Consider the following 12,658-nt stretch of genomic DNA (forward strand, 5'->3'; position numbering starts at 1 on the left):
AGCCCCCGTGACGATCACCTCTCCCCACCTCGGCAGTACGGACGCGTGGACAGACGCCCGGCTGCTGTATGCGCTGGAGGAGGTGGTGGAGAAGGAACTCAACCGCCATCTCTCCGTGGCCAAGGACTGGATGCCCCACGAGTACGTGCCGTTCTCCGACGCGCGCAACTTTCCCGGCTTCTTCGAGGACGGGAAGGCGTGGGAGCCCGAGCAGTCCAAGGTCACGGACATCGGCAGGACCGCGCTCGTGGTCAACCTGCTGACCGAGGACAACCTCCCCAGCTACCACCACGAGATCGCCTCACTCTTCGGGCGCGACGGCGCCTGGGGCACGTGGGTGCACCGCTGGACCGCGGAGGAGGGCCGGCACGGCATCGTGATGCGCGACTACCTGCTGGCCTCGCGCGCCGTCGACCCGGACAAGCTGGAGCAGTTCCGGATGGCGCACATGGCGGAGGGCTTCGAGTCCGACAACCGGCACTCGATGCTGCACTCGGTCGCGTATGTCGCCTTCCAGGAGCTCGCCACCCGGGTCTCGCACCGCAACACCGGCCACCAGTCGGGCGACCCGGTCTGCGACCGGATGCTGGCGCGGATCGCGACCGACGAGAACCTGCACATGGTCTTCTACCGCAATCTGCTGGGCGCGGCCTTCGAGATCGCCCCGGACCTCACCATGCAGGCGGTGCGCGACGTCGTCGTCGACTTCCGGATGCCGGGGCACGGGATGCCCGGCTTCGAGCGGGCCGCCGCGCAGATGGCGATCGGTGAGATCTACAACATGCGGATCCACCACGACGATGTGCTCCAGCCCGTCCTGCGGTACCTGAAGGTCCTGGACATCGACGGGCTCGGCCCGGAAGGACTGAAGGCGCAGGAGGAGTTGGGCATGTACATGGGCGGTCTGGACTCCGAGGCTGCCAAGTTCGACGCGAAGCTCGCGGCCCGCAAGGCCCGGATGGCCGCACGCGCCGCAGCGTCGTAGCCCCGGAGGCTCGGACGCCCGGAGAACCCGGAGAACCCGGAGCCACGGTGGATCCGGTGGCTCCGGAAACTCACCGGCGCGCTCTTCCCACCCCGGCCGGTGCCGCATGGCGGCCGTCGGCCGGGGTGGTGGCGCCCCCGGTTGCGGGCCCCCCGGCCCGTGTCCCCGTCCGGCCCGCGTCAGCTCGCGTCACGTCTCAGGCCGTACCGCTCCTTCTCGGAGAGTCCTCCCCAGACTCCGAACCGCTCGTCGTGATCGAGTGCGTACTCCAGACAGGCCACTCGCTCCTCGCAGATTCCGCAGAGCCGCTTGGCCTCACGCGTGGAGCTGCCCGGGTCGGGAAAGAAGAACTCCGGCCCCGTCTGGGCGCACAGAGCCCGCTCCTGCCAGGCGAGCTCAGGGGCGTTGCTGGTGGTGATCGACATGATGGACACAGTGCCCGGCAACGATCAATGTCTGTTCAACAAACGATGAACGAGCTTCCCGCCGCAGGTCTCACGCACCGCCGGACTCACCCTTGATCAGCGCGAACTGCGCTCCGTGGGGGTCGGTCGCCTTGGCGATCCGGCCCACGCCCGGCAGGTCGACCGGCTCCATGACGACGGAGCCGCCCAGCCGTTGCGCCGATGCCACCGCCGCGTCGGTGTCGGACACCTCGAAGTACGGCAGCCAGTAACCCGCGTCGGCCGCGCCGGTCTGGACGAAGCCCCCGATGTTGGCCTCGGGGCCGCGGCCCGCCGGGGCCGCCATCGTGTACGTACCCCCGGGGTACGGCGCGGAGTTGGTCTCCCAGCCGAACACCGCGTGGTAGAAAGCGGCGGCAGCCGGGACATCCGTGGTGTACAGCTCGGTCCAGCAGAGCGAGTTCGGGTCGTTCACCACGCCCATGCCCTTGTTCTCCCCCGGCTGCCAGGTCGAGAAGGGCGCACCTGTCCTGTCCGTGAATCCGGACATACGACCCAGGGTGGCCACGTCGTGCGGTCCGAAGAGCGAGGTTCCACCCGCCGCCTCGACGTCCCGCGCGGTCGCTTCGGCGTCCTCGGTCTGGAAGTAGACGGACCAGGACGCCTTGCCCGCCGGGCCCTCCGTCCCCTGCATCACCCCGCCGACCATTTTCCCGTCCAGGAAATACAGGCCGTAGCCACCGAAATCGGGGCCCGCCGACCGGAACTCCCAGCCGAACAGCGCGCCGTAGAAGGCGGTGGCCCCCTCCTGGTCGGGGGTCGCCAGATCGATCCAGTTGGGTGAGCCTGCGGCGAACGGGATGCTCAGCATGGTGCGCTCCTCGGTTCGGGGGTGGCCGGGGTCCCCCGTCGGCCTGCGTTTCCGAGTCTTGCACCGGGCACTGACAATCCGGCCCGCCGCGGGCCTCCGGGTACGGCCGGGCGGGTAGCCGGGCGACCCCAATGGCGTACCTGATCCGCACCCCGGACGGCGCCCCGCCCGCCCTTCCGGCGCGCCCCGGGACCGGCCGGAGTGTCCGGCGCCGCGTGAGATCATCCCTCCGGTGAGCGGCGTGAAGCACGGTCCGGCCCCGGCCGGCAGAAGAGCCCGAGCCCTCCTCCTGGAGGCGGAGCGGCTGCTCGGCGCGGCGCGGGCCGTCGTCGCCGACCGTGCCGCGGCCGCCGACGCCGTACGGAGCGCGCTCGCCCCGCTCCAGCAGGAGCTGGCCAGGGCCGAGCTGGAGCCGATCCCGCTCTCCCGGCTGCGGGACGTCACCGAGGGGCGGCTGCGGCTCGGCGCCCTGGAACAGGCGGGTCTCACCACGGTCGCCCAGGTGCACGACGCGGGCCGCTACGCGCTGCGGCAGCTGCCCGGGGTCGGCGCCCAGACCGCCGACCAGGCCGTCGCCGCCGCCGGGCAGATCGCCCGGGCGGTCGAGGAGACCGTCACCGTACGGATCGACATCGACCGTCCCGAGCCGCGCACGACGGCGCTCGTCAGATCGCTGCACGTGCTGGCGCAGGCCGGGCCCGAACTGCGCCGCGCCCATGACGCGGCGCAGCGGCTCAGCGCCGGGCTCGACCGCCTCTTGCCGCAGGCCGGGCCGGCCCGCAGCAGGCTCCGCATGGCGCTGGCCGGCCGGACCCGGCGTACGGAGGTGCTCGCCGCGCTCGAAGCCGTCGGGGAACTCACCCGGCAGTCGGCGGCGGACGGGGTGCCGCTGCTCCTCGCCCAGGTCTCGGCCGATCTGCTGCGGGTGCCCGCGTCCGACGCCGAGGCCTGGGTCGGCTTCGAGCTGCGCTCCGCCGACTACTACAGCCTCCTGGCGGAGTTCTCGGGCCAGGGCGCCGATCTCGCCGCGGCGGAGGGGTTCGTGCCCTCCGCCATCGCCGAACGGGTCCGTGCCCAGCCGCTGGACGACAGCAGGCTGCGGGTGTCCCTGCGTGGCTACCAGGCTTTCGGGGCACGGTTCGCGCTGGTGCAGCGCCGGGTGATCATCGGGGACGAGATGGGGCTCGGCAAGACGGTCCAGGCCATCGCGGCGATGGCCCATCTCGCGGCGGGCGGCGCCACGCACTTCCTGGTCGTCTGCCCGGCGAGCGTACTGATCAACTGGACGCGCGAGGTGGGCTCGCGCTCCACGCTGGCCGCCCGGCCCGTGCACGGACCGGCGCGCCGGACGGCCTTCGCCCGGTGGTGCGAGCAGGGCGGGGTGGCGGTCACCACCTTCGACGTGCTGCCTCTGCTCGCGGTCCCGGACGACGTACGCCCGGGGATGCTCGTCGTCGACGAGGCGCACTTCGTCAAGAACCCCCTCACCCGGCGGGCGAAGGCCGTGGCGGACTGGGCCGGCCCGTCCGAACGGGTGCTTTTCCTGACCGGCACGCCGATGGAGAACCGGGTCGAGGAGTTCCGCAGTCTGGTCCGCAGGCTCCAGCCCGAGCTGGTGCCCGCGGTCCGCGACCGGGACGCGGCAGCCGGCTCACAGGTGTTCCGCAGGGCGGTGGCCCCGGCCTATCTCCGCCGCAACCAGGACGATGTCCTCACGGAGCTGCCCGCGCTGGTGCACGTGGACGAGTGGGAGGAGCTCAGTGCGGGGGACCTGACCGCGTACCGGGAGGCCGTGTCGGACGGGCACTTCATGCGGATGCGCCGGGCCGCGTACGCCCGCCCGGAGGGTTCGGCGAAGCTCCGGCGGCTGCGCGAGCTGGTCGGTGAGGCGGCCGCCAACGGGCTGAAGGTCGTGGTGTTCTCGTACTTCCGCGAGGTACTGGCCACAGTGGGGACGGCCCTCGGCGGGACGGCGTACGGACCGGTAGAGGGCGCTCTGCCGGCCGCCCGCCGCCAGGAGCTGGTCGACGCGTTCTCGGCTGCCCCCGGGCACGCGGTGCTGCTGAGCCAGTTCCAGGCCGGCGGGGTGGGCCTCAACATGCAGGCGGCTTCCGTCGTCATCCTGTGCGAGCCGCAGATCAAACCGGCCATGGAGCACCAGGCCGTGGCGCGCGCCCACCGCATGGGACAGGTCAGGACGGTGCGGGTGCACCGGCTGCTGGCCGCCGACAGCGTGGATACGCGGATGCTCGGCGTACTGGCCGACAAGACCCGGCTGTTCGACGCGTACGCCCGGCGCAGCGAGGTGGCCGAGGCGACGCCCGACGCCGTCGACGTCTCCGACGGGGGCCTCGCCCGGCGGATCGTGGAGGAGGAGCAGCTGCGGCTGTTCCTGGCGAAGCGGGAACCGGCCGAGGGGGGACCCACCGGGAGCGGACTCTCCGGGGGACAGCCTCCCGCGCCGGAGATGCGGGAGATCCCGCGGCAGGGGGCTCCTGAGCGGCGGATCTGTGAGCAGGAGGCGGCCGGGGACGGGTGAAGGCCCGCATCCCTGCGGGCCTTCACGGGTACCGGTGTCGCGGCGGACCGCCGAGTGTCAGAGCGCGGTCATGACGTGCTTGATCCGCGTGTAGTCCTCGAATCCGTACGCCGAGAGGTCCTTGCCGTAACCGGAGAGCTTGAATCCGCCGTGCGGCATCTCCGCGGCGAGCGCCCCGTGGTTGTTGATCCACACGCAGCCGAAGTCCAGGCTCTTGGACATCCGCATCGCGCGCTGGTGGTCCTTGGTCCACACCGATGAGGCGAGCGCGAAGTCGACGCCGTTGGCGTAGGCGACGGCCTGGTCCTCGGTGCTGAACGACTGGACGGTGATGACCGGGCCGAAGACCTCGTTCTGGATGATCTCGTCGTCCTGGTGCAGTCCGGAGACGACCGTGGGGGCGTAGAAGTACCCCTGGTCGCCGACCCGGTGGCCGCCCGCCTCGACCGTGGCGTGGCCGGGGAGCCGGTCGATGAACCCGGTCACCTGGGCCAGCTGGTTCGCGTTGTTCAGCGGGCCGAAGAACGCGTCGGCGACCTCCGGGCCGCCGGTCCTGGTGGCTGTCGCCGCCTTGGCGAGCGCCTCGACGAACGCGTCGTGGACCGACTCGTGCACGATGACACGGGTCGCCGCCGTGCAGTCCTGGCCCGCGTTGAAGTAGCCGGCCACCGCGATGTCCTCGGCGGCCTTGGTGAGAGCTTCGCCGTCGAGGTCGTCGAAGACGACGACCGGCGCCTTGCCGCCCAGTTCCAGGTGGACCCGCTTGACGTCCTTGGCCGCCGAGGCCGCGACCTGCATGCCCGCCCGTACCGAGCCGGTGATCGCGGCCATCGCCGGGGTGGCGTGCTCGACCATCAGCCGGCCGGTCTCCCGGTCTCCGCACAGGACGTTGAACACGCCTTCGCTGTGGCCGAGTTCGGCCAGCACTCCGCCGATGATCTCCGCGACCAGGACGGTCGACGCGGGGGTGGTGTCGGACGGCTTGATGACGACCGTGTTCCCGGCCGCGAGGGCGGGAGCGAACTTCCAGACCGCCATCATCAGCGGATAGTTCCACGGCGCGACCTGCGCCACGACGCCGACCGGCTCCCGCCTGATGATCGAGGTCAGCCCCTCCATGTACTCGCCCGCCGACCGGCCCTCCAGGAGCCGGGCCGCCCCGGCGAAGAAGCGGATCTGGTCCACGACCGGCGGGATCTCGTCGTCCGTCAGCTGCGCGAGCGGCTTGCCTGTGTCGCGCGCCTCGGCCGCGATCAGCTCGGCCGCCCGCTCCTCGAAGACGTCCGCCACCCGCAGCAGCACCTTCTGGCGTGCGGCGGGGGTCGCGTCGCGCCACGCGGGGAACGCGGCGGCCGCGGCCTCCATGGCGGCGTCGACGTCGGCGGCCCCCGACAGCGCGGACGTCTCGTACACCTCTCCCGTACAGGGGTCGATCACATCGAGAGTGCGGCCGTCGGCCGCCTCCTTGAACTCACCGTTGATGTAGTTGCGCAGCATGGACACCAGCCTCACGGAATCCGCGGCCCGCGTGACCGGACAATGTGGAGCACCCGCCCCAGCCGCCCCCTACAGAACGGCACAGTCGGAGGAGGGCACGGACGAAGGAGCACGGTCGGAGGAGCAGGGCCCGAGGAGCACCGTCAGGACGGCGCACCCGGGGCTCCGGGGCCGGACGCGCAGCCGTCGCCCGGGGTGCTCGGCGTGCTCGTCGGGGCCGGGTCCGGCGTGGGCGAGCCGGAAGGGGACGGTGACGGCGACGGGCAGTCCGGCGGTGTGCTGCCGCCGCTGCCGGGGTCGGGCGACGAGGTGTCCGGCGGTCCCGACGTGGGGCCCGACGAAGGCGAGCCGGTGCCGCCGCCCGGATCTCCCGGGGCGCTCGGTGAACTGCCGGGCGGAGTCGGCGTGCCGCCGTCGGACGGGCTCGCGGACGGTGTGTGGGAGGGCGCGGGACCGATGACGATCCCGCCGCCGTGGCCCCCGTGTCCGTGCCCCTGTCCGTGTCCGTGTCCGCCGTGCTGGTGCGCCTTGCCGGTCTGTGCACCGTCGTTCGCGCCGCCCGCGCCCGGGCTCCTCGGCAGGACCCCTTCGCCGTCCGGGACCGCGTGCGTCCCGTGCCGGTAGAAGGAGAGCCAGGACAGCACCAGCCTCAGATAGGCGTCGGAGTGGTTGTAGCTGAGGACGGCGCTGTCCAGACCGCCGCTGCTGCGGAGATCACGGCCCCCGGCACAGAGATAGTGTCCGGCGGCGAGCGCGGCGTCGAAGACGTTGTCGGGGTCCTTCTTGCCGTCGTGATTCCCGTCCTGCCCCCAGGCCGCCCAGGTGGACGGGATGAACTGCATCGGGCCCACCGCCCGGTCGTACGTCGCGTCACCGTCGTACGCTCCGTGGTCGGTGTCGGGGATGTGCGCGAAGCCCGAGCCGTTGAGCACCGGCCCGAGGATCGGCGCGAGGGTGGTGCCGTGCTTGTCGACCGCCCCGCCCCGCGCCTGCCCCGATTCGACCTTGCCGATCGCGGCGAGCAGCTGCCAGGGCAGCCCGCAGGCGCGGTCGCTGCGGCGCAGCTGTGCCTCGGCCGACCGGTAGGCGGCCAGCACGGTCGCCGGGATCCCCGACTGTTCGTACACCGGTCCCACGCCACTGGCATCGACCGGATTGCCCGGCGGGGGCGGAGTGACCAGCGGCGGGATCTCGGTGTGGAACGAGTTGTCCGTGGGGCCTTCGACCTGAGCGGTGGTCTCACCGGCCGGTACGGATGATCTCTTGGGCTGCGGCAGCTGATGGTGCACGAGCCCTGGCGCCTGCGAGGCCGTGAGCGCGGCCATGGCCACCGCGGCCACCGCACTGCCCCCCAGTCCCCGCCGCATCCGCCGCACGTGCCTCATATGCCGCTCCCTCATCGGAGTTCCGGAATCCCCGGGCTGGGTCACCGGGTGAAGGTGTCGATGTTCGCGATCCGCCACTTGCCGCCACCGCGCACCGCGTCCACGGCGAACATGGCCGCGGCGTAGGTCGTCCGGTCCTTCTTCGCCGCTGTGTCGGTGTTGCTCTGGTCGGCGTAGAGGAGCACGCGCGCGCGGTCGCCGTCGATCAGCTCCACACCGCTCTGGGTGACGGTGGTGGTCAGCACGAGCTTCTGCTTGGCCGCCTGCGCGCGTACGGCCGCCAGCATGTCCTTGTGCTGCTTGACGGCCTTCCCGGTGAGGAGGGTCGCCGCGGCCCGGTCGGCCTTGGCCGTGTTGGTGTAGTCGTACGAGAAGAGGGCGTTGACGGCGCTGGTGACCTGACCCTTCACCTCGGTCGTACGGGCCACGTCGCTCAATGCGCCGTTGCTGGTCGCGGCGGAGTCGTGCAGGGCGGACGCCCGCGTCCCTGCGTAGGCGGCGAATCCGCCGAGCAGCACGGTGAGGACGGCGAGCACCACGGGCAGCCGCACCAGGGTACGGAGCCACGGGCGTGCAGCCCCGGCCGTCCCGGACGCGGCCCCGGCGCCGGACCCGGTAGCCCCGGCCGCTTCGGGTCCGGTCTCTTCCGGTCCGGCCTCTTTCGGTCCGGCCGTTTCCGGTTCGGCCGTTTCCGGTTCGGCCCCTACGGCTTCGGCATCCGCGGCGGCACCAGGACCGGCACCGGCGCCGGGACCGGGCGCTTCGGGCTGGTCCTCCGCCGGCCGTGGCCTGACGCGTACCGGGGCCACGGCCGCCAGTCGCCGCTGCCGGTTGATGAGATGACGGGTGGTCGACATGTCGTCCTCAGCTCCTCTCCTGGGTCAGCCGGCGGTGTTGCCGACGGGTGCCTGGCCCAGGGCGCTGAGTTTCCAGCCCCCGGACGTACGCGTGAGTTCGCCGAGCAGCCGGCTCTCCTTCTCGGCCGGTTTGCCCTTCGGCGCGGTCACCGTGATCCGCAGCGCCACCATCACGCTCGCCCTGCCCGCCCGGTCGTCCAGTTCGGTGACCGCGCCGGAGAGCACCCTCGCCGTGGAGACCGTCTGCGCCTGTTTGATCTGCTTCTCGAACTCGGGCCTGCCATCGGTGAGTTGCTTGTGCAGATCCCCGGTGGTCGACGCCTCCCACGCGTCGAGGCCGGTCGTCAGCTTCCGGTGGTCCAGGGTGTTCATGTTCTGTACGGCCTGCTCCCCCGCGGCCAGTACCTGGTCCCGCGACCGTGCGTACGCGGCGGAGTCGTCGTGCGCTGCCGCGTACCAGGACCACCCTCCCCAGCCCGCCGCACCCGCGGCCAGCAGCGCCAGCGCGAGCGCCACGACGGTCAGCGGATTCCTTGCCGTCCTGAGCGTCCCGAGCGTCCTGGTTGTCCTGGGTGTCCTGGGCATGTACGTCTCCCTCAGCGGGCCGTGATGTCGGTGATCAGCCAGTTGCCGCCGCGGAGTTCGGCGGTCACCGACAGCTGCGCGGCCACCACCCCGGCCGGTCTGTCCTTGCGCTGTGCGGTCTGGTCGAGGAAGACCAGCAGCCGCGCCTCGCTGCCGGTCAGCCGGGTGACTCCGGCCCGCACCACCTGGGTGGTGAGCGTCAGCTTCTGCTCCTTCGCCCGCTTCCCGACCTGTCCGAAGAGCGCCGTGTACTGCTTCGCGGCCTTCCCCGCGAGCAGTTCGCGCGCCGACTGCGCGGTGACGTCGGTGGCCTGCGGCGTGTAGGAGAGGACCTTGCCGAGCGTGTCACTGACGTCCCCGGTGACCTGCGAAGTGGCCTCCGTGTCGGTGAGCGCGCGGTTCCCGGCGGCCGGGGTGCTCCTCAACTGGTGGGCCCTGAACAGCATCCCGGCCCCACCGAGCACCAGCAGCAGGACGGCCAGACCTGCCGCGAGCAGGGCCCGCCGGTGACCGCGACCGCTCGCCTCGGGCGTCTCCTCGTCCGGGGCGTCCGGGGCGTCCTGCGTGTCCTGAGTGTCCTGGGCGTCCACTCCTCCGACGTCCTCCACAGTGCTGCTCACGCGCCCTCCTTACCGACCGGCACTGCGCTGAGTGCGGTGACTTTCCAGCCGTCCGGGGTGCGGGCGAGCGTGGCAGTGAAACGCTTACGGTCGGTCGTGGCCGTACCGCCCCTGGGGGTGATGGCGACCTTGACGGTGGCGATCAGCGCCGCCGTGCCCGCCCGGTCGTCGAGCGCGGTGAGCGCGGCGTCGGTGACAGTGCCGCGCGCGGAGGTGCCGGCCTTGGTCAGGGTGGTGCGGTCGGTGGCCCGGGTGGCCGCCAGCTTGTCGTGGAGCGCCCCGGTCGAGGCGTCGAGCCACTGCCGAAGCCCGCTGTCGGTGTCCTTCACATCGAGGGTGTTGAGCTGGGCGACCCGTTCGCGCCCGGCCGCCAGCGCGGCGTCCCGGGACGCCGCGTACCTCAGCGAACCGTCCTGGTGCGCCTGCCAGTACACCCACCCGGAGACCGCGCAGAAGACGACGGCCAGCGCGACGGCCACCCAGCTCAGCACCTTGGTACGGGTGGTCACGCGCCGCCTCCGAGACCGAGCAGGCCGCCCAGATCGGTGGGGCCGCCGGCGGGCAGTGCGGGCGTCCCCAGGGCGCCGGGGAGTGAGCCCGACCCTCCGGCGTCCGTACCCAGGAGCAGGGATCCCGGCTTGGCGGGTGCCCGGAGCGGGCCGCCGCCCGGTGCGTTCGCCGAACCGCGCACTTCCTTGCCGGTACTGGGCGGGGATGTGCAGCGGGCGCTGGTGTTGAGCTCCGAAGTGGCGCTGGTGTCCAGGCCGTTGCGGTACGTCGTCCCGCCGTACCCGGCGGTGCACGGCAGCGGCGAGAAGAAGGTGACGGCCATACCGAAACGTGCTCCCTTGGCGTTGATCGCTGTCGCCCCGGCCGCGGCCACCGCCGGCAGTTTCACCAGCAGTTCCTCCGTACCGCGCTGCCGGGTGACCGCCACGTCGGAGGTGGTCAGCAGATTGGCGACGACCACACTCAGATCCGGGTTCAGATCTCTGAGCAGTCCGCTGACCTGTGTCGCGGCCTCGGGCGTGGCCGCGATGAGCGCGCGCAGATCGGTGTCGGATTCCACCAGCTGTCCGGCAAGGCCCTTGGCGCCCCTGGCGAAGGACTTCAGCGCTTCGCCCTCCTGTGTCTGGGTGTGGAGCACCGTCTCGCCGTCGGTCATCAGCTTGGTGTCGGTGGGCAGCGCCTTGTCCGCGGCCTTGAGGAAGTCCTTGCTGCTGTCCATCAGTACCTGGAGGTCCTCGCCGCGCCCGTCGAACGCGGCGCCCGACTCGTCCACGACCGTGCGCAGCGCGTCCAGATCCACCGAGGACGTCAGGTCGTTGACGCTGGTGAGGACGTTGGTCACTGGGGCCGGGATGCTGGCGTCGGCGCGGGCGATCCTGGAGCCGTCCTCCAGGTACGGGCTGCCCGTGGCGGCCGGCCGCAGATCGATGTACTCCTCGCCGACCGCCGACAGGTTGGCGACGGACGCCTTGAGATCGGCGGGGATGGGGGGCGCCGAGTCACTGATCCGCAGGTCGGCCTCCACCCCGTCACCGGTCAGCCGGATCGGCCCGACCCGGCCCACCGAGACGCCCCGGTAGGTGACGTTGGCGTGGGTGAACAGGCCTCCGGTCTCCGGGAGTTCGACCTTCACCACGTAGTAGCCGCGCAGCCCGACCAGATGCCCGAGGTCGGCGTAGCGGGCGCCGAGGTAGCCGAGGACGAGCACCGCGATCAGCAGGAAGGCGATGTTCTTCAGCCGGGTGGCCCTGGTGACCATCAGTGGCCGCCTTCCGTGGACGGGGCGGTGAGGGAGGGCAGCGGCAGCGGCGGGGTGGCGGCGCCCGCCTTCCGCGACGCGCTGGCCCCGTCGGTGGTGCCTCCCTGCGCGCCTCCTCCCGAAAGGGTGATCGGCGGAACGATCCGGGTCCCGGGCACGGCCGTCACATCCAGATAGACATTGAGGTAGTCGCCCTTCACACCGCGCAGCACCTCATCGGTGAAGGGGTACGTGAAGAGCACCTGCAGCGAGTCGGGCAGGTCCTTGCCGGAGTCGGCGAGCTGCCGGAGCGTCGGCGCGAGCGCCTTGAGGTCGGCGACCATGTCGGCCTTGCTCTTGTTCACGGTGTCGACGGCGACCCCGGAGAGGGTGTCGAGCGCCTTGAGCATGGTGATCAGGGAGCCGCGCTGTTTCTCCAGCACCTTCAGCCCGGGGCTGAGCCCGGTGAGCGCCTTACTGATCTTCTCCTTGCGGGTGGCGAGCGTCGCGGAGAGCCGGTTGACGCCGTCGAGCGCCTGGGTGATGTCGCTCTTGTGCCCGTCCAGGCTGGTCACCAGGGTGTTGACGGACTGGAGCGTGGAGCGGATCTGCGGCTCCCGGCCGCCCAGGGTCTTGTTGAGTTCGGTACTGATGGTCTTGAGCTGCTGGACGCCGCCGCCGTTGAGCAGCAGCGAGAGCGCGCCGAAGACCTCCTCGACCTCCGGGTTGCGGTTGGTGCGCGAGATCGGGATGGTCTGGCCGTCGGTGAGCCGGCCGGCCGAAGCGCCCTTGTCGGGGGCGGTGAGCTGGATGAACTTCTCGCCGAGCAGGCTGGACTGTTCGAGTTGGGCGTAGGCGTTCCGCGGCAGGCGCACCTTGCCGTTGACCCGCATGGTGACCCGCGCCGACCAGCTCCCCGGCGAGAGCGTGATCCTGGAGACCCGGCCGACGGCCACGTCGTTCACCTTGACCGCGGCCTGCGGGACCAGGTTCAGCACATCGCCGAAGTCCGCGGTGATCTCGTACGGGTGCGAGCCGAGGTCGGCGCCACCGGGCAGCGGCAGGTTCTCGATGCCGGAGAACGACGGCGCCGCGCAGCCGCCGAGGGCAACGGTGCAGCCGACGGCCATAGCGACCGCGGCCGCGATGCCCGTACGCGAGGTGCGGG

Annotated in this window: 12 protein-coding genes; 2 read left to right on the top strand and 10 right to left on the bottom strand. The window is 71.7% G+C overall.

The features are described from left to right. Positions 1-7: 7 nt before the first annotated feature. Positions 8-985: an acyl-ACP desaturase gene (locus OG385_RS01860; RefSeq protein ID WP_266851210.1), complete on the top strand. Its 978-nt coding sequence runs from the start codon at positions 8-10 to the stop codon at positions 983-985. A gap of 179 nt (positions 986-1,164) precedes the next feature. Here the strand turns inward: OG385_RS01860 and OG385_RS01865 are convergent, their stop codons facing one another. After that, positions 1,165-1,410 carry a WhiB family transcriptional regulator gene (locus OG385_RS01865; protein WP_266851211.1) on the bottom strand — a complete coding sequence of 82 codons (246 nt, stop codon included), beginning with the start codon at positions 1,408-1,410 and terminating at the stop codon, positions 1,165-1,167. A gap of 70 nt (positions 1,411-1,480) precedes the next feature. Then, positions 1,481-2,260, bottom strand: a complete 780-nt coding sequence (locus OG385_RS01870) for a VOC family protein (protein ID WP_266851213.1) — start codon at positions 2,258-2,260, stop codon at positions 1,481-1,483. A 241-nt stretch (positions 2,261-2,501) separates the two neighbouring features. Between OG385_RS01870 and OG385_RS01875 the strand changes: the two genes are divergently transcribed. Then, the gene (locus OG385_RS01875) at positions 2,502-4,799 is read left to right on the top strand and encodes a DEAD/DEAH box helicase (protein WP_266860559.1); all 2,298 of its coding nucleotides are present in this window, start codon (positions 2,502-2,504) and stop codon (positions 4,797-4,799) included. Positions 4,800-4,856: 57 nt separating this feature from the next. On the opposite strand, the gene OG385_RS01880 is transcribed toward OG385_RS01875, so the two are convergent. The 8 genes from OG385_RS01880 to OG385_RS01915 form a co-directional block, all read right to left on the bottom strand. Continuing rightward, complete coding sequence (locus tag OG385_RS01880; RefSeq protein ID WP_266851215.1) at positions 4,857-6,296, bottom strand: gamma-aminobutyraldehyde dehydrogenase; 1,440 nt, start codon at positions 6,294-6,296, stop codon at positions 4,857-4,859. Positions 6,297-6,439: 143 nt separating this feature from the next. Continuing rightward, positions 6,440-7,681: a lytic transglycosylase domain-containing protein gene (locus OG385_RS01885; protein ID WP_266851216.1), complete on the bottom strand. Its 1,242-nt coding sequence runs from the start codon at positions 7,679-7,681 to the stop codon at positions 6,440-6,442. 41 nt (positions 7,682-7,722) lie between these two features. Continuing rightward, positions 7,723-8,538, bottom strand: a complete 816-nt coding sequence (locus tag OG385_RS01890; RefSeq protein ID WP_266851217.1) for a hypothetical protein — start codon at positions 8,536-8,538, stop codon at positions 7,723-7,725. A 24-nt stretch (positions 8,539-8,562) separates the two neighbouring features. Continuing rightward, the gene (locus OG385_RS01895) at positions 8,563-9,123 is read right to left on the bottom strand and encodes a hypothetical protein (RefSeq protein ID WP_266851218.1); all 561 of its coding nucleotides are present in this window, start codon (positions 9,121-9,123) and stop codon (positions 8,563-8,565) included. A gap of 11 nt (positions 9,124-9,134) precedes the next feature. Next, entirely contained in the window at positions 9,135-9,743 is a 609-nt protein-coding gene (locus OG385_RS01900; RefSeq protein WP_266851219.1) for a hypothetical protein, read from the bottom strand. After that, positions 9,740-10,252 carry a hypothetical protein gene (locus OG385_RS01905; protein WP_266851220.1) on the bottom strand — a complete coding sequence of 171 codons (513 nt, stop codon included), beginning with the start codon at positions 10,250-10,252 and terminating at the stop codon, positions 9,740-9,742. The genes OG385_RS01900 and OG385_RS01905 overlap by 4 nt, the downstream gene beginning before the upstream one ends. Beyond that, positions 10,249-11,511: an MlaD family protein gene (locus OG385_RS01910; protein ID WP_266851221.1), complete on the bottom strand. Its 1,263-nt coding sequence runs from the start codon at positions 11,509-11,511 to the stop codon at positions 10,249-10,251. The genes OG385_RS01905 and OG385_RS01910 overlap by 4 nt, the downstream gene beginning before the upstream one ends. Beyond that, positions 11,511-12,620, bottom strand: coding sequence for an MCE family protein (locus OG385_RS01915; protein ID WP_266860561.1), 1,110 nt, complete (start codon positions 12,618-12,620; stop codon positions 11,511-11,513). The genes OG385_RS01910 and OG385_RS01915 overlap by 1 nt, the downstream gene beginning before the upstream one ends. Positions 12,621-12,658: the final 38 nt, after the last annotated feature.

Origin of the sequence: Streptomyces sp. NBC_01306, assembly GCF_026340465.1 — a bacterium.
In the GTDB taxonomy this organism is placed as follows: Bacteria; Actinomycetota; Actinomycetes; order Streptomycetales; family Streptomycetaceae; genus Streptomyces.

What these genes read in the sequence shown, in the direction of transcription:
- OG385_RS01910 (WP_266851221.1), bottom strand. Translation starts at nt 11,511, where the DNA reads ATGGTCACCAGGGCCACCCGGCTGAAGAACATCGCCTTCCTGCTGATC.
- OG385_RS01890 (WP_266851217.1), bottom strand. Translation starts at nt 8,538, where the DNA reads ATGTCGACCACCCGTCATCTCATCAACCGGCAGCGGCGACTGGCGGCC.
- OG385_RS01885 (WP_266851216.1), bottom strand. Translation starts at nt 7,681, where the DNA reads ATGAGGCACGTGCGGCGGATGCGGCGGGGACTGGGGGGCAGTGCGGTG.
- OG385_RS01915 (WP_266860561.1), bottom strand. Translation starts at nt 12,620, where the DNA reads ATGGCCGTCGGCTGCACCGTTGCCCTCGGCGGCTGCGCGGCGCCGTCG.
- OG385_RS01895 (WP_266851218.1), bottom strand. Translation starts at nt 9,123, where the DNA reads ATGCCCAGGACACCCAGGACAACCAGGACGCTCGGGACGCTCAGGACG.
- OG385_RS01865 (WP_266851211.1), bottom strand. Translation starts at nt 1,410, where the DNA reads ATGTCGATCACCACCAGCAACGCCCCTGAGCTCGCCTGGCAGGAGCGG.
- OG385_RS01870 (WP_266851213.1), bottom strand. Translation starts at nt 2,260, where the DNA reads ATGCTGAGCATCCCGTTCGCCGCAGGCTCACCCAACTGGATCGATCTG.
- OG385_RS01880 (WP_266851215.1), bottom strand. Translation starts at nt 6,296, where the DNA reads ATGCTGCGCAACTACATCAACGGTGAGTTCAAGGAGGCGGCCGACGGC.